This is a genomic window from Priestia sp. JSM ZJ58, assembly GCF_044383985.1.
Classification (GTDB): Bacteria; Bacillota; Bacilli; order Bacillales; family Bacillaceae_H; genus Priestia; species Priestia zanthoxyli.
Genome location: NZ_JBISEM010000001.1, coordinates 4,097,518 through 4,119,222 on the forward strand (window position 1 = coordinate 4,097,518; position 21,705 = coordinate 4,119,222).

Annotated in this window: 21 protein-coding genes; 9 read left to right on the forward strand and 12 right to left on the reverse strand. The window is 38.8% G+C overall.

Annotated features, from left to right (window positions below; translation table 11 throughout):
- Nucleotides 1-258 precede the first annotated feature (258 nt).
- A complete protein-coding gene (locus tag ACH6EI_RS21105) occupies nt 259-957 on the forward strand; it encodes a Crp/Fnr family transcriptional regulator (protein ID WP_028412390.1) in 699 nt (232 codons plus the stop codon).
- 31 nt (nt 958-988) lie between these two features.
- Here ACH6EI_RS21105 and ACH6EI_RS21110 read toward each other — a convergent pair whose 3' ends face one another.
- Nucleotides 989-1,297, reverse strand: a complete 309-nt coding sequence (locus tag ACH6EI_RS21110) for a metal-sulfur cluster assembly factor (protein WP_013055384.1) — start codon at nt 1,295-1,297, stop codon at nt 989-991.
- Nucleotides 1,298-1,532: 235 nt separating this feature from the next.
- On the opposite strand from ACH6EI_RS21110, the gene ACH6EI_RS21115 reads away from it, so the two are divergent.
- From ACH6EI_RS21115 to ACH6EI_RS21125, 3 genes are all read left to right on the forward strand, one after another.
- Nucleotides 1,533-2,345 (forward strand): Cof-type HAD-IIB family hydrolase, encoded by an 813-nt coding sequence (locus ACH6EI_RS21115; RefSeq protein WP_028412391.1) that lies wholly within the window; start codon nt 1,533-1,535, stop codon nt 2,343-2,345.
- A gap of 121 nt (nt 2,346-2,466) precedes the next feature.
- Entirely contained in the window at nt 2,467-2,616 is a 150-nt protein-coding gene (locus ACH6EI_RS21120; protein ID WP_162200718.1) for a hypothetical protein, read from the forward strand.
- 3 nt (nt 2,617-2,619) lie between these two features.
- Nucleotides 2,620-3,381, forward strand: coding sequence for a DUF3813 family protein (locus ACH6EI_RS21125; protein WP_028412392.1), 762 nt, complete (start codon nt 2,620-2,622; stop codon nt 3,379-3,381).
- A 37-nt stretch (nt 3,382-3,418) separates the two neighbouring features.
- On the opposite strand, the gene ACH6EI_RS21130 is transcribed toward ACH6EI_RS21125, so the two are convergent.
- Nucleotides 3,419-4,258: a YitT family protein gene (locus tag ACH6EI_RS21130; protein WP_025749916.1), complete on the reverse strand. Its 840-nt coding sequence runs from the start codon at nt 4,256-4,258 to the stop codon at nt 3,419-3,421.
- A 255-nt stretch (nt 4,259-4,513) separates the two neighbouring features.
- Between ACH6EI_RS21130 and ACH6EI_RS21135 the strand changes: the two genes are divergently transcribed.
- Both ACH6EI_RS21135 and ACH6EI_RS21140 read left to right on the forward strand, forming a co-directional pair.
- Nucleotides 4,514-5,374, forward strand: a complete 861-nt coding sequence (locus ACH6EI_RS21135) for a DegV family protein (RefSeq protein ID WP_028412393.1) — start codon at nt 4,514-4,516, stop codon at nt 5,372-5,374.
- A gap of 52 nt (nt 5,375-5,426) precedes the next feature.
- Nucleotides 5,427-5,558: a DUF3941 domain-containing protein gene (locus ACH6EI_RS21140; protein ID WP_013055378.1), complete on the forward strand. Its 132-nt coding sequence runs from the start codon at nt 5,427-5,429 to the stop codon at nt 5,556-5,558.
- A 34-nt stretch (nt 5,559-5,592) separates the two neighbouring features.
- On the opposite strand, the gene ACH6EI_RS21145 is transcribed toward ACH6EI_RS21140, so the two are convergent.
- Nucleotides 5,593-6,456, reverse strand: coding sequence for a CvfB family protein (locus tag ACH6EI_RS21145; protein ID WP_028412394.1), 864 nt, complete (start codon nt 6,454-6,456; stop codon nt 5,593-5,595).
- Between the two features lie 255 nt (nt 6,457-6,711).
- On the opposite strand from ACH6EI_RS21145, the gene ACH6EI_RS21150 reads away from it, so the two are divergent.
- From ACH6EI_RS21150 to ACH6EI_RS21160, 3 genes are all read left to right on the forward strand, one after another.
- Nucleotides 6,712-7,203 (forward strand): YajQ family cyclic di-GMP-binding protein, encoded by a 492-nt coding sequence (locus ACH6EI_RS21150; RefSeq protein ID WP_014461618.1) that lies wholly within the window; start codon nt 6,712-6,714, stop codon nt 7,201-7,203.
- A gap of 138 nt (nt 7,204-7,341) precedes the next feature.
- On the forward strand, nt 7,342-8,205 hold the full coding sequence (locus ACH6EI_RS21155; RefSeq protein WP_014461619.1) for an SDR family oxidoreductase: 864 nt from the start codon (nt 7,342-7,344) through the stop codon (nt 8,203-8,205).
- 104 nt (nt 8,206-8,309) lie between these two features.
- Complete coding sequence (locus ACH6EI_RS21160; RefSeq protein WP_397377954.1) at nt 8,310-9,722, forward strand: sigma-54 interaction domain-containing protein; 1,413 nt, start codon at nt 8,310-8,312, stop codon at nt 9,720-9,722.
- Between the two features lie 27 nt (nt 9,723-9,749).
- On the opposite strand, the gene ACH6EI_RS21165 is transcribed toward ACH6EI_RS21160, so the two are convergent.
- The 9 genes from ACH6EI_RS21165 to ACH6EI_RS21205 all read right to left on the reverse strand — a co-directional run bounded on the left by ACH6EI_RS21165 (nt 9,750) and on the right by ACH6EI_RS21205 (nt 21,666).
- Nucleotides 9,750-11,168, reverse strand: coding sequence for an amino acid permease (locus ACH6EI_RS21165; protein WP_098113546.1), 1,419 nt, complete (start codon nt 11,166-11,168; stop codon nt 9,750-9,752).
- A 23-nt stretch (nt 11,169-11,191) separates the two neighbouring features.
- On the reverse strand, nt 11,192-12,871 hold the full coding sequence (locus ACH6EI_RS21170) for a M20/M25/M40 family metallo-hydrolase (RefSeq protein WP_098113547.1): 1,680 nt from the start codon (nt 12,869-12,871) through the stop codon (nt 11,192-11,194).
- A 103-nt stretch (nt 12,872-12,974) separates the two neighbouring features.
- Nucleotides 12,975-14,180, reverse strand: coding sequence for an ornithine--oxo-acid transaminase (locus ACH6EI_RS21175; protein ID WP_098113548.1), 1,206 nt, complete (start codon nt 14,178-14,180; stop codon nt 12,975-12,977).
- Between the two features lie 23 nt (nt 14,181-14,203).
- The gene (gene pruA / locus ACH6EI_RS21180; protein WP_098113549.1) at nt 14,204-15,751 is read right to left on the reverse strand and encodes an L-glutamate gamma-semialdehyde dehydrogenase; all 1,548 of its coding nucleotides are present in this window, start codon (nt 15,749-15,751) and stop codon (nt 14,204-14,206) included.
- Between the two features lie 345 nt (nt 15,752-16,096).
- Nucleotides 16,097-17,131 (reverse strand): LacI family DNA-binding transcriptional regulator, encoded by a 1,035-nt coding sequence (locus ACH6EI_RS21185; RefSeq protein WP_028412401.1) that lies wholly within the window; start codon nt 17,129-17,131, stop codon nt 16,097-16,099.
- A 57-nt stretch (nt 17,132-17,188) separates the two neighbouring features.
- Entirely contained in the window at nt 17,189-18,703 is a 1,515-nt protein-coding gene (locus ACH6EI_RS21190) for an alpha-amylase family glycosyl hydrolase (RefSeq protein ID WP_098113550.1), read from the reverse strand.
- Between the two features lie 149 nt (nt 18,704-18,852).
- Entirely contained in the window at nt 18,853-20,253 is a 1,401-nt protein-coding gene (locus tag ACH6EI_RS21195; protein ID WP_034327384.1) for an ammonium transporter, read from the reverse strand.
- A gap of 37 nt (nt 20,254-20,290) precedes the next feature.
- Nucleotides 20,291-20,632 (reverse strand): P-II family nitrogen regulator, encoded by a 342-nt coding sequence (locus ACH6EI_RS21200; protein WP_098113552.1) that lies wholly within the window; start codon nt 20,630-20,632, stop codon nt 20,291-20,293.
- A 185-nt stretch (nt 20,633-20,817) separates the two neighbouring features.
- Nucleotides 20,818-21,666, reverse strand: coding sequence for a phytoene/squalene synthase family protein (locus ACH6EI_RS21205; RefSeq protein ID WP_034267741.1), 849 nt, complete (start codon nt 21,664-21,666; stop codon nt 20,818-20,820).
- Between the last annotated feature and the right edge of the window lie 39 nt (nt 21,667-21,705).

A 21,705-nucleotide genomic window follows, 5' to 3' on the forward strand; every position in this document is an offset into this window, starting at 1 on the left:
CTTTATTCTATATTTTTAAACATTTTTATTTATTCATAAGTTTTTATTTTTATAACTATCTTTCTATTTTTGTTTAGAAATTGTTCACAGATAGTTTTGGAAAACACTGGTTGTTTTTGTGTATAATAAGAGTATCGATAAAAATCATCCGTATGACATTTCTTCATACGGCTAGTGGACGTACAGGATATACAGACTGTTCTAACTTAATAGATTAATAAGTAACAGTCGCAAAAATTTTGAGTAAAAGGTGATAACATGATGAACATCACAACGGATTCTTTTTCAAATGAGCTGCAGCAATTTTTTATGGACTTTGATCATAAAATTTCGTTTAAAAAAGGTGACTTTCTCTTTCAAGAAGGTTCACCTTCAACTCATTTATTTTTTATTACTTCTGGAGCTGTACAAGTAAGTAAAGTGACGCCGGAAGGACGCGAACTGACGCTTCAGCTGGCAAGTTCAGGAGACTTAATCGGGGAAGTTATGCTGTTTTGCGGATCTACTCCCCATATGCTTCAAGCAAAAGCCATTGAACCTTGTACAGCGATCAGCATTCAAAAACGGGTGTTAGAAAACGAACTAGCACAATACCCTGCTCTTTCCATGGAGTACATGAAGTGGATGGGACTTCAAATTAAGCGAATGCAGACAAAGTTTAGAGACTTAATTCTAAATGGAAAAAAAGGAGCTCTCTATTCTACTCTGATTCGCATGTCCAATAGTTTTGGGATAATGAAGCCAAATGGTATTTTATTAAACGTAACGTTGACAAATCAAGAGATCGCTAATCTATGCGGGACATCCCGAGAAGTGGTCAATCGTATGCTCGCTGAGTTGCGAAAAAATGAAGTAATCTCAATGACAGATGGAAAAATTATCATTCATAAGCTCTCTTTTTTAAAGAAAGAAATAGACTGTGAAGACTGCCCTGTGGAATTGTGCAGAATTGAATAAGAAAAAAAGCCATCGTTGATGGCTTTTTTTCTTATTGAACACCTAATGCAATTTTAGCGTAGCGCGTCATGCGATCTTTATCCCATGGCGGGTTAAATGTGATATTCACTTCTACATTTTCTACTTCTTCAAGAGAAATTAATTGTTTTTTCACTTGTTCGCCAATCACACCCGCTAGCGGGCACCCAATAGAAGTTAACGTCATCGTCACGATAACCGTGTTGTTTTCTTCCATTTCCACCCCGTAAACTAAGCCTAAATTTACGATATCAACGCCAAGCTCTGGATCAATTACTTCTTCTAGTGATTCCATGATTTTATCTTCTAACTGTTTATCCATATTCATTCTCCTTTCTTTTACTTCCGTAATTATCTTCACGTATTAAATATACCCTTAAACAATTTATCGTAAGCAATCAATAACTATGTCTTACACCGTAACAAGACAACTTTTGCATGTCAATCGTTCTGCTTTGCTCATAAGGAAAAGTTGTGTAAAATATGGGAATACAAGCATGAATATTAGTAGAATTCAATATAATCGTATAACTACTTCAATTTAAAAGGAGCCCTATATGAGAAACGATCAACACTTAATCGCCTTAGATCTGGATGGAACATTGTTAACGAATGAAAAAACCATTTCACCTAAAACAAAACGGGTATTAGAAAAAGCCAAACAAGACGGACATATTGTAATGATTGCAACTGGAAGACCTTATCGTTCCAGTGCTATGTATTACAGCGAATTAGATTTATCCACGCCTATCGTAAACTTTAACGGAGCGCTTGTCCATCATCCCCTTCAGCCTGATTTTGGCACGCATCACGAACCTTTAAATCGCCGAACTGTTCATGACATTGTGACAGCTATGCAAGACTATCGCATCAACAATATCATGGCAGAAGTACAAGATGATGTGTATCTTCATTTTGAAGATCGAAAATTAATGGATGTACTCAGCCTAGGGGATCCTAAATTACAAACGGGTGATTTGCGTCATACGCTGCAGCACGATCCAACGTCTATTTTAATTCACGCAGATGAAGAACATGTACAAGATATACGCTCTCACCTTTCAGATGTTCATGCAGAAGTACTAGAACATAGACGCTGGGGAGCACCTTGGCATGTCGTTGAAATTGTAAAAAAAGGACTTAATAAAGCTGTAGGTCTTGAGCGCGTAGCTAATCATTATCAAATTCCTCGCGAACGAATTATTGCGTTTGGAGATGAAGACAATGATTTTGAAATGATTAAATTTGCAGGACACGGTATCGCCATGGAAAATGGTATTAGCGAATTAAAGCAGCTAGCGCGTGAAGTAACAAAATCTAATGAAAATGATGGTATTGCTTATTATTTGGAAAAAACGTTAAATTTATAACTTAGCTTTTTTTGAAAAGCAAGGTAAATTTTTATCGCTATCATTTTTTTTATTTAGCACACACTATAACCGACACTTCTTAAGGTGTCGGTTTTATTTATATTACGAGGAGGAATTTATGATGGGCAGAGGCAATCGATCAAAACGTTTTGTGAAACAAGGTGCAGACGCAGTTCAAAAACATGATGAACGAATTCCTTATCATATGACTATGGCGGAGGCAGAAGCATTTCAAGCTCACCAGCGCCAAACTCCTCATGGAGGACAGTAACTTATGAAAAATTCACTTTTTGGTCAAGTAAAAGATGCGATTCGAAACGCAGTATCCGGCCATTCAGAAGATCAGCTTCATCGTCAAAAGCATGGCAACGGTGAACTTGATATTTCAGAAGGCGTATTAAATAGTATTGCTTCTAACGCTTCTCCTGAGGAGCAAGAGCAGCTGAAGCAATTCCAAAACTCATTGCATCAAGCGTATGATACAGATGGAGAATCACATTCAAAAGAGAAAAGCGCAGACATTACGTCCGATACGCTGTCTCATATCGTTCAGAATGCTTCTTCCGAAGAGAAGGCACAGCTTGAACAGCTTCAAAGCACTTTAGAAGGCGGTCAGTCTCACGCTCACGGTGAAGCTCACACGTCCAGTGAAAGCGTGGCAGCTGATATATTGTCTCATGCACAGCAAAATGCTTCTCCTGAAGAAAAGAGCCAGCTTGAACAGCTTCAAAGCACTTTAGAAGGCGGTCAGTCTCACGCTCACGGTGAAGCTCACACGTCTAGTGAAAACGTGGCAGCTGATATGCTGTCTCATGCACAGCAAAGCGCTTCTCCTGAAGAACAAGCTCAGCTTCAACAGCTTCAGAATACATTGGGAGCTGCTGGTCAAAATCATCAAACGTCTCAGGCTCATACGTCTGCAGCTTCTGATGAAAACATTGCAGCTGATATGCTGTCTCATGCGCAGCAAAATGCTTCTCCTGAAGAACAAGCTCAGCTTCAAGAACTTTCTAATGACTTAAAAGGCACACATTAATAAAAAAGAGTCTAGGTAATGAATACCTGGACTCTTTTTAATCTTTGCGAAACAAACCAAAGATTCCCGTTGTTTGAACGATATTAGTAAATGCCTTAGGATCCACCTCTTTAATTACTCGTTCCAAGTCAAATAATTCATACCTAGTTAAAACAATCATTAGCATTTCTTTATCTTCGTTTGTGAAGCCTCCTTTAGCCGGTACCGCCGTAATCCCTCGCACGAGTTTGGCATGAATCGCCTTTCTTAGCTCCACTCCTTTTTTCGTTACGATCATTGCTGTGAGTTTGACATGACGCGTATGAATAACATCAATGACGCGAGTGGTCGTATAAAGCGTCACAAGCGTATAAAGTGACTTCTCAGCACCATATAAAAGACCTGCTAGCACAATAATAATTGCATTTAATATGAACATATAAGTGCCAATTGGTCGGTCTTTTACTCGGGACAAAATCAGGGCAATGATATCGAGCCCACCAGTTGAAGCTCCAAATTTTAACGTAATTCCTACCCCTACCGCTAAAATAACGCCTCCAAAAACTGCATTAAGGATGATGTCCTTAGAAAGTGCTTGAATAGGAATAATTCCAAGAAACAAAGTTGTTGCAGCAACGCTGATAAAACTGTAAACAGTAAATGACTTCCCCACTTTTTTCCACCCTAAAATAGTTACAGGAATATTTAACAACAACAGCAGCACTCCAGTGGAAATAGTAAAAGGAGTGTAATCTGTCACGATACTCGAAACAAGCTGTGCTACTCCCGTAAAGCCGCTCGAATATACATTAGCAGGTATCAAAAACAAGTTGAGCGCAAGCGCATTCAATAATGCTCCTACTAAGACGACTATCGCTTTTTTTGTTTCAAGCCACATATTCAAATGACCGACCTCCGCTTTTTAAAACTTCTTACTTCCTTATACCCATTTATAAAATGAATAAAGTCAGCATCTTTAAAATAGTTAGTACATATAGTATGTACGATTTGGCAGAATTAAAAAAACTTATTCAAAAATTGTATTTTCCTCCAAGTGCTTATACACTAATACTATGTCGTATATAACGCTTTTCAATGTTTATACATCAAACTCATTTCATATTTTATAAATGCAATTAGGAAGGTGACATTTATGTCAATTAAACTTTTAACCGATAGTGCAAGCGATTTGCCTTTATCCTTTTTTCAAGAAAATAACGTTGGCTTTTTACCGCTTCGCGTAAGCTTGGATAATCAAGAATTTTTAGATCTACAAACGATTGAACCAGCTTCTGTCTACGAAGCCATCCGTAAAGGCAAGATGCCGAAAACGTCTCAAGCGGCTCCAACTACTATGTATGAAGTCTTTGAGAACATAGCTAAATCAGGTGATTCGTGCATTTATTTAGCTTTTTCTTCGGAATTGTCCGGTACATATCAAACAGCAATGATGATTCGAGAAGAACTCCTAGAAAAGTATCCCGATTTCCAATTAGAAATAATCGATACGAAATGTGCATCTCTTGGCCAGGGAGTAGTTACTTATTATGCAGCACAATTATTACACCAAAACCTCTCGCTAGTAGAAATGACAGAAAAAATAAAGCAATACGCTCTGCATATGGAGCATATTTTTACGGTTGATGACTTGGATTTTCTTGCTCAAGGAGGCCGCGTGAGCAAAGCTTCTGCTTTTGTAGGAGGTCTGCTTAATATTAAGCCGCTGCTTCATGTGGAAGATGGAAAATTGATTCCAATCGAAAAAATCCGCGGCCGTAAAAAAGTATTTAAACGCATGCTTGACGTGATGGAAGAGCGAGGAAAAAATCTCTCTTCTCAAACCATTGGAATTAGCCATGGAGATGATTTAGAAACAGCTCTTCAGCTGAAAGAGATGATCCAAGAACGTTTTGGCACCAAACATTTTATTATTAATATTATTGGTGCAGCCATAGGTTCTCATTCTGGCCCAGGGACGATTGCAGTCTTCTTTTTGAACGAAACCATCGAATAATTTAAAGAGGTCAGGGCATTCTAAAGGTACGATCAAAAAGGGGTGTATCACAATGCCAAAAACGAGCGATAACGATAAAAAAGCAAAAGATAATAACGCAAAGCTTCACGAAAAGAATCTGCAAGCTAAGCACAACCGTGAGCTTGGAAAACATTCATTTTCTAAAAAAACTGATCACTTATAAAAAGAAGCCGCTGAATTTTCAGCGGCTTCTCCTTTTAGTTTTCTTCTTTTTTAAAATATGTCCATCCTTCTTCTTGATAAACTTTTCCTTCTTTCATCAGTTTACCAAGCGCACGTTTGAACGCAGCTTTACTCATATTAAAGCGCTCACGAATATCTTCTGGATAGCTTTTATCCCAAAATGGCATAACGCCACCGCGGCTTTCCATGTAATCGTATAGTACTTGTGCATCTTCATCCATGCTTTCTTGTTTGCGCGGAAGAAGCGATACGTTTAGCGTTCCATCTTCTTTTACATTAATGACGCGGCCAGTTACATGCGTACCAAGCTTCGGTTCTTTACGTCTTTCGCTTTCGTGAATAAATCCAACATATCCTTCATCTGTCATAATAAATGAACCTACGCGCAGGACGCGATAGATATATCCGCTCACTTCACGATTAAAAAGTTCAGGTGGAGCATCTAAAGCCATTGCTTTCATCACATCGTCTGTAGCAATTTTCCCGTACATCTTACCGCGCTTTGAAATCTTCATCGTACAGTAAACTTTGTTTCCAACTTCTGGCCACAGCTCTTCTAGCGCAGGTAAGTCTGTTGAACCAATTAACATATCTTTATTCATGCCGATATTTACAAACACGCCTAAACCCGGATTAACATCTACGACTTCAACCCACTCATAGACACCTTCTTCAACAAGGGGTAAGTGCATCGTTGCCGTTAAGCGATCATGCTGATCAAGGTATAGAAAAACTTCTACTTCTTCCCCTTCAGCAAGCTCTCTTGTTGTTTCATTTTTATGTAGCAAAATTTCTTCTTCGCCTTCTGCTAACATATAACCAATCGGCGTTTCCCGGTTTACTGTTAAATACGCTTTCATCCCAGCTTCTACATTCATCGTTCTATCCATCCTTTATATAAATTAGTAGTGATTGTTCCTTCACCACATACCTTCTCACTTTGCATCAAACAGCATTCTAAAGTTCAAATTAACTTAAATGCATACGTTTTGTTAAAAAGCTGCTTCTATAGCTTACAACAAAAAGCATAACTTGTATTGTATCAATTACCGGCTCTCTATTCAATATCAGTTGTATACAGTTTGTGTTTTATTTATAATAAAAGAACAAACTCTTTACATATGGAGGTTATTATGGCTAAAGATAGTTCATTTGACGTTGTGTCACAAGTTGATTTATCAGAGGTAACAAACGGCATTACCATGGCAACAAAAGAAATTAAAACCCGCTACGATTTTAAAGGCAGTAAAAGCGAAATCTCGCTTGAAAACGAAGAGCTTGTTCTTATTTCTGATGATGAATTTAAGCTTGAACAGTTAAAAGACGTGCTGATTTCTAAGCTCATCAAACGCGGCGTACCTACACGCAATATCTCCTACGGTAAAATTGAAAATGCTTCTGGAGGAACGGTTAGACAGCGCGCTAAGTTAATTCAAGGTATCGACAAAGACAACGCTAAAAAGCTAAATACAATTATTAAAAATACCGGTTTAAAAGTAAAAAGCCAAATTCAAGATGATCAGCTTCGCGTAAGCGGTAAAAATCGTGATGACCTGCAGCAAATTATTTCAGCTATTCGCAGCGCTGATTTACCTATTGACGTACAATTTATTAATTACCGCTAAAAATGGATGCCCCTGGCATTCATTTTTTCTTTCAAAGCCTTTTTTATCCGTTTAGGCTTATCCCTATGCATAGATACACTCTCTTAACAAATACTAGTATACGCTTACATACTCATATTAATTAAGGAGTGTATACTAATGAATCAAAATCAAAAACAAAACTTCCCTCCTCAGCATCAGCAAACTCAGCCAGGTATTGAGAAAGATATGCATCCAATCCCTACCTCTATCGCTCCAGACTATAAGGCAAGCGGAAAATTACAGAACAAAGTAGCCGTTATCACAGGAGGAGACAGCGGAATTGGGCGTTCTGTCGCTTACCATTATGCGAAAGAAGGTGCAAACGTTGTTGTAACCTATCTTAATGAACACGATGATGCAAATGAAACTAAAAAACAAGTTGAACGAATGGGAGCTTCTTGTTTGTTGCTTGCTGGTGACATAGGAGATGAACATTTTTGTCAAGAAGTCATCTCAAAGGCCATTCAGACTTTCGGAAAAATAGACATCTTAGTCAATAATGCAGCTGAACAGCACCCTCAAAAAAGTATTACGGATATCACGACTGAACAGCTTACCCGTACGTTTCAAACGAATATTTTTTCAATTTTCCATTTGACCAAAGCTGCATTGCCTCATTTAAAACAAGGAAGCGCTATTATTAATACAACGTCTGTGACAGCCTATCATGGGCATGACCAGCTGATTGACTACTCTTCAACCAAGGGTGCTATCGTGGCTTTCACACGTTCTTTGTCAGCTTCGCTCGCAACAAAAGGCATTCGTGTAAACGGCGTAGCTCCAGGACCCATCTGGACACCTCTTATTCCGTCTACGTTCGACGAACAGCAAGTTGCAACATTTGGGTCTAACACACCTATGAAACGAGCAGGACAGCCTTCTGAGCTCGGAGCGGCCTATGTATATTTGGCAAGCTCTGATTCTTCTTATATGTCCGGGCAAGTCCTTCACATTAATGGAGGATCCATTGTAAACGGATAACATTTCTCTTCGGTCATTCATTTATTTTTCTATGGAAACACTATCAGAATTCAGCTATTTTTGTTTAAATAGAGATATGAACACCGCTAAAGGAGAGTATTTGAATGACCGATACATTAAGCACTCTTAAACATATATATGAAACCATTTTAAATAAAGTCGATGCCGGTATCCATGCGGTCGATGAAACAGGAAAAACCATTATTTACAATGAAAAGATGACAAAGATGGAGCTGATGGATGAACAAGACGTTTTACATAAAAACTTGTTAGATGTGTTTATGTTCAAAGAAAATCAGCAAAGCACGCTTGTACAGGCGCTGCAAAAAGGAAAAGAAACGGTTAACGTCAAACAAACGTATTTCAACAATCAAGGACAAGAAATCACGACGATTAATAATACCTTCCCTATTTTAAAAAACGGTGTCATTCAAGGAGCGGTTGAAATTGCTCAAGACGTGACGAAACTAGAGCGTCTAATCCGGCAAAACATTAGGCAAAAAGGAAACACACGCTTTACGTTTGATAGCATCATCGGAAGCAGTCAAGCCGTTCACGATGTTATTGAAGACGCTAAGCGCGCCACTAGAACTCCTTCTTATGTCTTAATTATTGGAGAAACAGGCACGGGGAAAGAACTGTTTGCCCAAAGCATACATAATGGCAGCAGCCGCTCTTCCCCTCCTTTTATTTCACAAAACTGCGCTGCGCTACCGGATAATTTAATTGAAAGCCTTTTGTTCGGTACGAAACGCGGAGCTTTTACAGGTGCAATGGATAATCCTGGTCTTTTCGAACAAGCGCAAGGAGGCACATTACTGCTAGATGAAATCAACTCGTTGAATCCAAATCTGCAGGCTAAGCTTCTTCGAGTACTGCAAGAAAAAACCGTACGAAGAATTGGGGATACAGTAGACAAACCGGTGAACGTTCGAGTCATCGCGAACATGAATGAAGACCCAATCGATGCGATTGCAGAAAATCGATTACGTAAAGACTTATATTATCGACTTGGCGTCGTGACGCTTTTTATTCCTCCTCTTCGTGAACGAAAAGAAGATATTATTGAATTAACAAAGTTTTTCATCAAAAAATACAATGATTTGTTTCAGATGAATGTAAAAACCGTAGATCACCAAGTCATGTCTTCTTTTCTCTCTTATGACTGGCCAGGAAACGTACGGGAATTAGAACACATTATTGAAGGTGCAATGAACTTGGTGATGGATGAAGATGTTATTCACTATTCTCACCTTCCTTTTCAATACAGAACAAAGTTCCAGCTAAAGCAGCATGAACATTTTGAAGATAAAACAAGCGGTGAAGCACCCTCTTATCCAAGCGCTTTTCACCCTCCTCTTCCTTTAAAGGAACAGCTGTTAGCGTTCGAAGCAGAATGTATTAAACAAACGCTTGAACAACACAGCCACAACATCTCAAAAAGTGCTAAGATACTAGGGCTGACTAGACAAAGCTTGCAGTATCGTATGAAACGATTAGACATCCGCTCTAAATAAAAAAGAAGTGCACAGTGCACTTCTTTTTTATTTTGCTTTATAAACCGGTGAATCCGATTGTTTTTGATTAATATTTTTCTTGATTCCTACGTGATAATACACGTAGAGTACAATAATTAAAGGGACCCCGCAGTAAAGACCAATTCGTTGATCCGGAATAAAAATTAAGCTGATTAATACAAGTCCATACAAACAAAAACCTAGAATAGGAACGAACGGATAAAGGGGCGTTTTAAATTTCAATTCCTTTACATCTCCTCCTTCCGCTAAAAAACGACGGCGGAACATAAATTGAGAGGCACAAATGGACATCCAAACAATAATGGTCACCATTCCTGAAATCGAAATAAACCAAAGATATACGGTTTCAGCAGCCACGACGCTTGTAATCAGCGAGCATCCCGAAATAATCATCGTCACAATTAACGCGTTAATTGGAACACCTTTTGAAGATAATTTCTTTAAAGGTTTTGGCCCCATATTGCTGTTTGACAATGACCAAAGCATACGGGAAGCAGCGTAGACCCCAGAGTTCGCCACGGATAACACAGCTGTTAAAATGACAAAGTTCATGATATCCGCTGCATAGGGAATTCCAATTTGATCTAATACGGCAACAAACGGACTTTCAATAACTCCCGCTGTTTTGTATGGCAGAATAGAGACTAAAACAAACATAGCTAACACAAAGAAAAACAGCGTTCTCCAAATGACGTTTCGAATAGATCTCGGCAACGTTTTCTCAGGACTTTCACTTTCTCCTGCTGCAATGCCGACAAGCTCCGTTCCTTGAAACGAAAAGTTAACCGTTACTAAAGTCAATAAAACTGCCAGTATTCCATTTGGAAAAAGACCTGCGCCTTGGGTAAAATGTGAAAGAAACGGTGCGGGTTCTCCTCCTTTAAAATCAATAAAACCAAAAACAGCAGCTCCTCCAATTAAAATAAATAGAATAATAGCCGTAACTTTAATACTCGAAAACCAAAACTCAGTTTCAGCATAGCTTCGAGCAGAAAGAGCGTTAATTAAAAACGTAATGACGCCAAAAATCAAGCACCATGACCATATAGGTACATCAGGAAACCACCTCTGCATTAAAATTCCTGCTGACGTAAATTCAAGCCCTGTCGTATTTGCCCAGCTGAACCAGTACAGCCATCCAATCATAAAGCCTGTAGAAGGTCCTAAAAACCTTGTAGCGTATTCTTGAAAGGAACCTGAAACCGGCATTGCTACCGCTAGCTCTCCTAAACAAAGCATAACTAAGTACATGAGGAAGCCGCCTATTATATAAGCAAGAATGGCTCCTCCCGGCCCTGCCTGGCTAATAGTAAAACCCGAACCTAAAAATAGGCCTGTTCCAATCACGCCTCCTAACGCAATCATAAATAAATGTCTGCTTTTCATTGTTCTCTGTAATTGGTTTTGTTCTGTATGTCTATTCATCGGTACCTCCGTTCTTCATTTTCTTATATGTGGTTTGTACAAGCATGCTTACTTTTTAGCATCTGAACAGTTGTTTCTTGAATCAGCTTAGGAAGGACGCCGAACGAATAAGGCTTATACACTCGCTCTGTCCACTTATGTCCGTCTTTCCCATATACTCCTATATTGATGGACGGAATATTTAACTCTCGAATTTCACGGAAAGGAATCGCCCCTGCAATCCCCCACCCCGGAAAGTTACGTGTAAAAGCATCGATTTCCTCATCTGTCTCATGAAGAGATAAAAAGCTGCCATCCGCTAGGTAGGGAAAAAAATTTTTAAACTGAAACGTCTCTCCCGTCTGTTTTCCAACCTTCTCCACAGCCGCTTGTAAAGGATAAAGAAGCTGCTGATCTCTGCTTTCGTCTTTCTTCAAGTGATTATGAGGCAAATAAGGCGGTGCAAAAAAGACAATTACGCGCGGACTTTGATGCGGATCTAACTTTTGAAGTTCTTCAATTACTTTAAAGCACCTTGTTCTAAGTTCTAAATGCGCATACTGTTCGAAAGCTCGTTCAATACAAGCCTGAGCATTTATCCCTTTTTGATCCAATTCTTCCAGATAATCTTCCAAACTCACAACATCCACTTGCCAAGACAAGTTTCGCTTTGGTAAATTCGTTCTTCGCGCAAAAAGTTCGTAATAATCAGAAAGTTTTTTCTCTACTTTTTCACATGCTTCGATTGATAATCCAATTAATTGACTCATCACTTCTTTTGCCGTTCGTTCATAGATGAAATAGTTAAAATACAAATGACTGCTTACGGCGGTTTGCACATTATAAGCCTCTTTATTATCTCGTTGATACAGACAGGAAGGTGGCAGTACCAGCTCTCCTTCAATATTTTCAGCTAGATTAATATTGTTATGGATGCTTCCCGTAATCTCAGATGCAATCAAATTAGGATCTATACCAGCAAGCGTATCTCCTACGTGTACCTCCCTTCCGTAAATATAAAAACATGGAAGCAGTTTCCCAGCAGCTCCTGTATAAATATAGCGCGTGGAATCTCCATCGTAAAGAGGTGTAATAAAGTCGGTATTAATCGCTGCTACATATGAAAGATTTTTCTCTTTTTTCAAACGGTTCAGTTCAGAAACAGCAGAAATAATTCCAGCATGCTGACTTTCCTCATCTGGGTTGACCATAAAAAGGACGTTTCCTTCTAATTGATCTCGATGCTTAGTAAAATGCAGCACATTGGCTAAATGTACAGCAATTCCACTTTGCATATCAACGGCTCCTCTTCCAAACATCCATTCACCTGAACGAGCATCTCGCTGTACATCTTCATTAATGTTATGCATAGAGAAATAGTGCTGAAGTTCTTCTGGATCTAACGCTATGTCTTTTAATGGACCAAAATCTTCAATGCCAACCGTATCTAAGTGAGCGTGATAAATCATTGTTTGAGCATTTTTTTTGCTGCCTTGAATAAAAGCAAATACATTTTTTCTACCTAGCGTATCGCCATTAATTTTCTGTTCCCAAACGTGAAGGGGATTTTCTTTGAAATAAGGAAAACTTTGAAGCGTGTTTTTAATGAAATCAGCAATCTCTACTTCGCCGCTTGTCCCATTGATACTTTTGATTTTCACTAACGCTTTTGTTAAACATTCAACTTGCTCTTCTATGCTTAGCTGTGAGAGTTGGGTATACACTTCTATTCCTCCTGCCTATCAAATAAAAACGTTATTTAGCTGCATATGAACAAAAATAGTACGATATATACATATCGTACTATTTTTATTTATTTTAAACCGATTACTCAGCAAATACTTTTTCAATTCGTTCAATTGCCCAGTCCAACTCTTCTTTTGAAATCGTTAGGGGCGGAGCAAAACGAATAACCGTACTATGCGTTTCTTTACAAAGCAAACCTTGGTCTTTTAATTTTTCACAATAAGGACGAGCCTCTTCGTGTAATTCTACCCCGATGAACAGGCCTCGGCCGCGCACTTCTTTAATAACTGGATTGCTTAAGCTTTGGAGCTTCTGCTTGAAATAAGAACCTAATTCTAATGAACGCGCTGGAAGTTCTTCATCTTCAATTACTTCCAAAGCAGCTAATGATACGGCACAAGCAAGCGGGTTTCCTCCAAATGTTGAACCATGAGAGCCAGGGTTAAAGACACTTAAAATGTCTTCGTTAGCGACTACGCAAGAAATAGGGAAAACTCCTCCTCCAAGCGCTTTACCTAAAATCAGCATATCTGGTTCTACGTCTTCCCAATCACAAGCAAACATCTTGCCTGTACGCGCTAAGCCGACTTGGATTTCGTCAGCAATAAATAGCACATTGTTTTCTTTACATAAGTCAGCTGCAGCTTTTAAGAAGCCTTCTGGAGGTAAAACGATACCTGCTTCGCCTTGAATTGGCTCAATTAAAAATGCGGCCGTATTCGGTGTAATAGCAGCTTTTAACGCTTCTAAATCACCGTAAGGAATCGTTTGAAGTCCTGGAAGCATCGGTCCAAAACCACGTTGATATTCTGCTTCAGATGATAATGAAACAGCTGTCATTGTACGACCGTGGAAGTTGCCCACACATGCGATGATTTGTGCTTGATTTTCAGCAACACCTTTCACATCGTAAGCCCAGCGGCGTGCAGCTTTAATGGCTGTTTCAACCGCTTCTGCTCCCGTATTCATTGGAAGAGCCATATTTTTATTTGTTAATTTACAAATCTTTTCATACCATGGACCAAGCTGATCATTATGAAACGCTCGTGACGTTAACGTTACTTTATCAGCTTGACGTTTTAATGCTTCAATAATTTTCGGATGACGATGTCCTTGGTTAACAGCGGAATACGCGCTTAGCATATCCATATATTTATTATTTTCTGGATCGTGTACCCATACGCCTTCTGCTTTTTCAATTACAATCGGCAGCGGATGATAGTTATGTGCCCCAAACTTTTCTGTTTGCTCAATAATTTTCACCGTTTTTTGTGTTTCAGTTGTCATATTTATTCCTCCTTATTTTCCAATTAAAATGTTTCAGATGTTGTTTTTGCTTGCATGTGAAGAACTAGATAATCCGGTCCCCCTGCTTTTGAATCCGTTCCTGACATATTAAATCCGCCAAAAGGCTGGTATCCTACAATCGCTCCTGTACATCCTCTGTTAAAATACAGGTTTCCAACATGGAACTCTTCACGGGCGCGTTCAATATGCTCGCGGTTATTTGATAATAAAGCGCCTGTTAATGCATATTCTGTATTGTTTGCAATCTCCATCATATGATCAAAATCTCGCGCTTTAGAGAATGCTACTACCGGACCAAAAATTTCTTCTTGCATGAGACGAGCTTTTTCATCTACATCCGCAAAAATAGTTGGCTGAATAAAGTATCCAGTTGAATTGTCTGCTTCTCCTCCCGCAACGAGACGCCCTTCTTCTTTTCCAATTTCAATATACGATAATACTTTATTGTACGAAGCCTCGTGAATAACAGGTCCCATATAAGTCGAAACTTCTTCCGGGTTGCCAACAGTTAATGTTTTTGTTAGCGCAACTGCTTTTTCAAGCACTTCATCATATACATCTTGATGCACAACAGCACGAGAACCTGCGGAGCACTTTTGCCCTGCAAAACCAAATGCAGAATATACGATTGAAGAAGCTGCTAAATCAAGATCAGCATCTTTGTCTACAACCACCGTGTCTTTTCCGCCCATTTCAGCTATAACACGTTTTAGCCATTTTTGCCCCGGCTGTACTTTTGCTGCTCTTTCGTAAATGCGGCAACCCACTGCACGCGAGCCGGTAAATGAAACAAAGCGTGTTTTTGGATGTTCCACTAAGTAGTCACCAATTTCAGGTGTAGCACCAGGAATAAAGTTTAATACGCCTTTTGGTAATCCTGCTTCTTCCATTACTTCTACAAATTTCGCTGCTACTACAGGAGTGGCATCAGCTGGTTTTAATAAAATCGTATTTCCGGTTACAATAGCTGCTACTGCGGTTCCAGCCATAATAGCTAACGGGAAGTTAAATGGTGAAATAATAATACCTACGCCAAGCGGAATATAATTGTACTGATTATACTCACCGTCTCGGCTCTGTACTGGGGAACCGTCTTTTAATGTCAGGACTTGACGTGCATAGTACTCTAAAAAATCAATTGCTTCTGCTGTATCAGCATCTGCTTCGTTCCAAGGCTTTCCTGCTTCTTTTACAAGATAACTAGAAAATTCATGCTTTCTTCGACGAATGATGGCCGCTGCGCGGAAAAGAATATCTGCTCGGTGTTCTACTTTCCACTTTTTCCACGTTTCAAAAGCTTTTAGAGCTGACTGTATTGCTTGCTCTGCTAGATCTTTATTTACTGTAGATACATATCCAATTACTTCTTTTATGTTTGCTGGGTTAACAGACGTAATTTTCTCTTCGGTCTCCACTTTTTCACCGTTGATTACAAGTGGATACGTCTTGCCAAGCTGTGTATTCACATATGTTAATGCTTCTTGAAATACCTGTTTATTGTTTTCGTCCTTAAAATTTGTAAATGGTTCATGAGAATAAGAAACTACCATGATATATGCCTCCTAGTATGCAAATCTTTGTTTAATTTATAGTTATGCAAATAGCGTGCCAACTTTTAATAAAACTTTACAGCCTCTTTATCATCAAGGCTTTCACTACTAATATCATTCTTTCTTTTTGATAAAAGAAAAAATAATTGGCATATGTATATTTTTTTGGCGCTTAAAATGCCAATTTTTTTTGCGTAAAGAGGATGTTGAGACATACCTAAATCAATTCAATCTAAAAACGAAAAAATCCGAACGAGTTTGATTCTCCATCAAGAATCAAACTCGTTCGGATCTTCCTTCAACTACACTACTTTTGTCTCAGCCTCTTTCTATTTGTGTATTACGTTATCTTTTCGTCATTTGAATGGTTTTGCAGGACTGTCTTTTAATCATTTTGTGAGGAACGCGCACTTGTTCTGCAACAGCATATGGCGTTTCAATCTGCTTAATCAAGCAGCTTACAGCCTGATAACCAAGTTCAAAAATATTAATATCAATTGATGTAAGAGCTGGTCTAGCCATTTCAGCGATTAAGACATTATTAAAACTGACAATAGAGATGTCTTCAGGAACCGAAATTCCCATTTCATCCAATGTATTTAAAACGCCTAATGCCATTAAGTCATCTGCTACTACTAGAGCCGTTGGACGTTCTTTTAGAGATAAAAGTTCGCAAACAGCTTCTTTTCCTCCCTTCTGTAGAAATTCTTCATGAATCACATACTCATCCCGGTAAGGAATGTTTGCTTTTTGAATCGCTTTATCATAGCCTGTTAAACGGTCAATGGTAACGACTAATTCAAGACTTCCACCAATAAAAGCAATACGCTCATGACCAGATTCAATTAAATATTCCGTCGCTTCTTTTCCAGCTTTAAAATTGTCGTTATCAACAAACGTGATGCTTTCACTATGCTTAAACGGCTTTCCAATAACTACAAACGGAACGCTCTGTTCTTGCAAATAAGAAAGTACTTGATCATCAACTTTGGAGTACAGCAAAATTAATCCATCCACTCGTCTTCCCTGTACCATTTGAACAACTTCTGCAAAAATCTCTTCTTCCGTTTCTCCAGTGGACATATAAATCGCTCTTTTGTTTTCGTGAGCTCCGGTGCTGATTCCTCTTAGCACTTCTGGGAAGAATGGATTTTGAAACACCTTGTCTGCTGAGCTCGGCATCACTAGGCCGACTGCCTCTGTCGTTTGATTTGCTAGACTTCGCGCAATAATATTTGGGTGATAACCAAGTTCTTTCATAGCCGATCGCACGCGCTGTTTTGTTTTTTCACTAATTCTTGAGCTGTCTGCAATGACGCGAGATACCGTCGAAGGGGCTACATTTGCTAAATTTGCCACATCTTTTATTGTTACACCCATAATTCCACCTCTTAATTATGTTTTCTTCATTACTACTTATCCAATATAGTTTGACAACTACGACGCGCTGTCCTTTTTATGAGATTGAGAAATTTTCTTTTCTTTTCTTCTTTTTGACGATGCTTTGTACAAAAAGATGCCGAATCCCGTATAAACAGCGGCAACCGCTGCGATATATCCAATATTAACCCCTGAATTTTTCACTACTTTATATACATTTGTCGTCTCAGGCTCCAATGAAATGTTGTATACATCGTCAACTGGTCGTATAATTCCTTCCGTTATTAACCCTCTTAATTCATTTTCTTTTCCAACTTTTTTAAGCGGTACATTAATGGCCGACGTTTCCTTTGTATTATTAATCACAACAAACGTCGTTTCGTCCTTATACCTTCTCTTGTATACGGCCACACCTTTTTGCTCAGACACAAGGGTAAAGCTTCCTTTTCGAAGAGAAGGCGATTTTGCTCTAAGTTCAGCCAGTTTTTTTAAATGATCTATAATATCGGGATTAGCTAAAAAATTCATCATGCCATAATTTTCTGCTCCCTTTCCCCCATTCAGCGCAATTTCTGTTCCATAAAAAACGATCGGTACACTCGGCGAAGTATAAAGGTAGGAAAGCCCTTGCTTTGTTCGGGCTCCAGGATGGTTTTCACTCTTTAATGCTTTTGCTGTAAAACGTGTGCTATGAACATCATCTAAAAAATTGGCTAAAGGCAAATTACTTCCTTTTTCCCACTTGTCATACAACATTTTCTGCGGACGATTAGTACCGCTAAACGTAGCAGCAGTGGCTTCGGCTAGCGTTCTATCTACAAGCAAATCCATTCCTAATGAATCAGCCTGCTCACTTTTTTTTAATGAATGCCCGTTTATTTCTCCTATTAATAGAAAGGAAGGATCCATGCTTTTTAACGTCTGAGAAAAAGATGAAATAAATGCAGAAGGAGCTTGATCGATATCTTTAACGTAATATCCGTCAATATCTGTTTGTTTGCTCCACCAGGCAGCATTTTTAATAAGGTATTTCTGCACGGCGCTTTCTTTTAAGTTAAGGTGAGGCAATGCTTTAATTACTTCGTTATCCGTACCGGATTCATTACTTATCCATGTTTGTTTTCCTTTATCTGCTATCCAGGTATGATTGTTACTGATTGTCAAAGGAAATTCGACCATAATTTTTATATTGCGCTCATGTGCTTTCTTCACAAGATTTTGTAAGTCTTTTAACGTTCCAAAATGATCGTCTATTTTATAATGGTCGGTCACCGCATATCCATGATAGCCTGTCTCATCATTTTCCATAAAAGGAGTCAATAAAACAGCGGTAAATCCCATCTCTTGAATATAGTCTAACTTTTGTGCTACTCCCTGTAAATCGCCTCCATAATAGGCATCTGAGCGTTCATAGTTAACATTTCGATCATTCTGTTCACTTCCGTTATAAAAACGGTTAATCATCAATGAGTATATCACCTCATCACGTATATCTTTATGATCTTGCGCTGAGGCGCTGCTTCCAAAAAGCAATAATAGTATAAGTAGCATACTTGTCCTTTTCCATTTCATCTATTCCCCTCCTATAGACGAACTGTTTCAAACTCACTTTTGTTTCCATTATAACGTTAACGCTTACATTATTGTTAAATAAGTTGATAAAAACAAAAAAAGTGATTAAAAGTTTTTACTTTTAATCACTTTTTTCTATCTATATACTGCTATATCGTCTCATTTACGTTCGATATATGAGGTTTATCCGATACTTTACCCACTTTATTTAATCGATCAATCAATCCAACACCAAATTCAGGATGAAGATTGCCGTCTCCTGTCGCTACAAAACTTTCACGAAATTCGTATGCGGATGAACCGTGTTCAGCAAAATCTAAACCAGCAATTTCTTCTTCGCTTGATACTCGAATGGAAGAAAAACGCGTGAGAACAAATAAGAATAACCCAACCGTTCCAATTGTCCAGCCCATCACAGCTATAATTCCAAGAGCTTGAATACCTAATAGCTGTACGCCGCCACCATAAAATAAACCGTTAGCTGTATCAAACAGCCCCACTGCTAACGTCCCCCAAATACCGCAAATTCCATGAACAGTAATAGCGCCAACTGGATCGTCTAACTTCATTTTGCTATCGATAAAATGCACAGCTTCTACTAGAATAATTCCTGCAATCAGCCCAATGACGATCGCGCCCGGGATCGATACGTTTGCTGTTCCAGCTGTAATCCCTACAAGTCCAGCTAAGGCACCGTTTAATGTTAAGCTAGCATCAATACGTTTGTAGCGAAACTTTGTGTATAAAGCAGAAGACAGGACTCCGCATGACCCAGACATTAATGTTGTTGCAATGATTCCCGGGACAAGAGCAGGATCGGCTGCTAATGTACTTCCTCCATTAAATCCAAACCAGCCAAACCAGAGGATAAATACACCTAATGCGCCAAGCGGAATGTTATGCCCTTGAATAGCATTGACTTTTCCATCGCTTCCATACTTTCCAAGACGTGCTCCTAGAAAAGTAACTGCTACAGCCGCACCAAGAGCCCCGGTCAAATGAACAACTGTCGATCCTGCAAAATCTACGAAGCCTAGTTTGGACAACCACCCTCCTCCCCATACCCAGTGACCTACAACTGGATAAATCACAGCTACCATAGCAATCGTGAGCATCATATAGCTGGATAGTTTCATACGTTCCGCTACCGCTCCTGAAATAATCGTAGCGCACGTTGCTGCGAAAACAATTTGGAAGACGAAAAAGCTCATTTGATCGCTTTCTCCATTTAAAAAGAAACCGCTTGAACCGATAAATCCTCCTTTTGAATTTCCAAACATAAGGGCAAAACCAATCACAAAATACAATACGGAAGATACAGCTACCGTTAGCATATTTTTCATTAAGATATTAAGCGAATTTTTCGAACGAGTGAAGCCTGTTTCAACCATCGCAAACCCTGCGTGCATTAAAAACACAAGCACTGCCCCAAACATTACCCACATCATGTCAATTGATGCACTGACTGATTCGACAGTTGGATCAGCTGCATTAACGCGTGTTGCCGCCAACAAACTAATAAACAAAACCGCACTAATTTTCTTTTTCAACGCTTAACTCCCCCTCTATTAAAATAACACTCTCTTTTTATAAAATAGCCTCTACACCTGCTTCTCCTGTTCTAATTCGTACAGCATCCTCTACCGGATAGACAAAAACCTTTCCGTCGCCTATTTGGTTCGTAGAACAAATTGATTGAATGATCTTAATGACTTCATGAACTTGTTCTGCTTCTAAAATCATTTCTACCTTGACTTTAGGTACTAGTTTGATTTCAAAACTTTGTCCCCTGAACAGTCCCTGCTCTCCTTTTTGCTGACCGCAGCCTGCCACTTCTGAGACTGTTAATCCGTTTATTCCTACTTCCTCTAATTTTACGCGCAGTGCTTGAAATTTTTCTGGACGAATGATAGCTTCCACTTTTTTCATTGTAACCCCTCTTTCATGTTAGTTTTATTAACATTTAATGTTATGTATATTATCATATAGGTAATTTTCTGAATATTCAAGTTAATATGTGATAAAAATGAGACTTTTTTCTTATTTACATAATAGTTAACGCTTTCATATCTTTTCAAAAAAAAGTAACGCAAAGGAAAAGTAGCTCCTTTGCGTTACCCCGTAGAAATAGATGTCATAATTTGCTTTTTCACTTGACTTGTGACAAAATGCTTTTCTGTAAATACTTCATAATGTTCTTTTCGAATTTTATCAAGAATTGCTCGGTATAAATGCGCCGCTCCTGTAAGAGGTAAACGAGAAGCCACGGGATATTTATGAATCGACTGAAGCCCTTTTATATAATACATTTCTGCTTCTTTGGCCAGGTGCTCCCACATTTCTATAAATTCAGAAGTGACCCACCGGTTCTCTAATAGCGTGCGCGTATATCCGTAAGAATTCATAAGGTCTTTCGGTAAATAAATGCGCCCTCGCTCTAAGTCTTCCCCCACGTCTCTTAAAATGTTGGTCAGCTGCATCGCAATGCCTAACGCAACTGCTTCTTCTTCTAATTCTTTATGAGTAGTTGGAGCTAAAATCGGTAAAAGCATTAACCCTACCGTACTCGCTACATGATAGGAGTATGTTTTCACTTCATCAAGCGTATCGTATTCTTTTTTTACTAAATCCATTCGCTGACCGGTAATCATATCGTCAAATGCTTGAACATTCATTTCATATTGTTCAAATACATTGCGCAGAGCTACCCACATGGCGCTTTCGTTTAATAGTTCTCCATTTTTAAACCGAGCAAATTCTCCTTCGAATTGCTGCAGCTCTATTTCAGGATTACTTCCTTCATCTACAATATCATCGACTTGACGGCAAAATGCATATACCGCCCATACTGCCTTTCTTTGTTTTGACGGCAGCATGGAAAAAGCTTTGTAAAACGTTTTTGAGTTTTCTTTAATAATTTCTTCACACTGAGTGTACGCTTTGTCTAACGAAATGTTCATCATATAGGACCCCTTTCTCTATTAAAGGATAAACCATCATTT

Coding starts and splice junctions, on each gene's coding strand:
- ACH6EI_RS21105 (WP_028412390.1), top strand. CDS start 259: ATGATGAACATCACAACGGATTCTTTTTCAAATGAGCTGCAGCAATTT.
- ACH6EI_RS21110 (WP_013055384.1), bottom strand. CDS start 1,297: ATGGATAAACAGTTAGAAGATAAAATCATGGAATCACTAGAAGAAGTA.
- ACH6EI_RS21115 (WP_028412391.1), top strand. CDS start 1,533: ATGAGAAACGATCAACACTTAATCGCCTTAGATCTGGATGGAACATTG.
- ACH6EI_RS21120 (WP_162200718.1), top strand. CDS start 2,467: ATGGGCAGAGGCAATCGATCAAAACGTTTTGTGAAACAAGGTGCAGAC.
- ACH6EI_RS21125 (WP_028412392.1), top strand. CDS start 2,620: ATGAAAAATTCACTTTTTGGTCAAGTAAAAGATGCGATTCGAAACGCA.
- ACH6EI_RS21130 (WP_025749916.1), bottom strand. CDS start 4,258: ATGTGGCTTGAAACAAAAAAAGCGATAGTCGTCTTAGTAGGAGCATTA.
- ACH6EI_RS21135 (WP_028412393.1), top strand. CDS start 4,514: ATGTCAATTAAACTTTTAACCGATAGTGCAAGCGATTTGCCTTTATCC.
- ACH6EI_RS21140 (WP_013055378.1), top strand. CDS start 5,427: ATGCCAAAAACGAGCGATAACGATAAAAAAGCAAAAGATAATAACGCA.
- ACH6EI_RS21145 (WP_028412394.1), bottom strand. CDS start 6,456: ATGAATGTAGAAGCTGGGATGAAAGCGTATTTAACAGTAAACCGGGAA.
- ACH6EI_RS21150 (WP_014461618.1), top strand. CDS start 6,712: ATGGCTAAAGATAGTTCATTTGACGTTGTGTCACAAGTTGATTTATCA.
- ACH6EI_RS21155 (WP_014461619.1), top strand. CDS start 7,342: ATGAATCAAAATCAAAAACAAAACTTCCCTCCTCAGCATCAGCAAACT.
- ACH6EI_RS21160 (WP_397377954.1), top strand. CDS start 8,310: ATGACCGATACATTAAGCACTCTTAAACATATATATGAAACCATTTTA.
- ACH6EI_RS21165 (WP_098113546.1), bottom strand. CDS start 11,168: ATGAATAGACATACAGAACAAAACCAATTACAGAGAACAATGAAAAGC.
- ACH6EI_RS21175 (WP_098113548.1), bottom strand. CDS start 14,180: ATGACAACTGAAACACAAAAAACGGTGAAAATTATTGAGCAAACAGAA.
- pruA (WP_098113549.1), bottom strand. CDS start 15,751: ATGGTAGTTTCTTATTCTCATGAACCATTTACAAATTTTAAGGACGAA.
- ACH6EI_RS21185 (WP_028412401.1), bottom strand. CDS start 17,131: ATGGGTGTAACAATAAAAGATGTGGCAAATTTAGCAAATGTAGCCCCT.
- ACH6EI_RS21190 (WP_098113550.1), bottom strand. CDS start 18,703: ATGAAATGGAAAAGGACAAGTATGCTACTTATACTATTATTGCTTTTT.
- ACH6EI_RS21200 (WP_098113552.1), bottom strand. CDS start 20,632: ATGAAAAAAGTGGAAGCTATCATTCGTCCAGAAAAATTTCAAGCACTG.
- ACH6EI_RS21205 (WP_034267741.1), bottom strand. CDS start 21,666: ATGATGAACATTTCGTTAGACAAAGCGTACACTCAGTGTGAAGAAATT.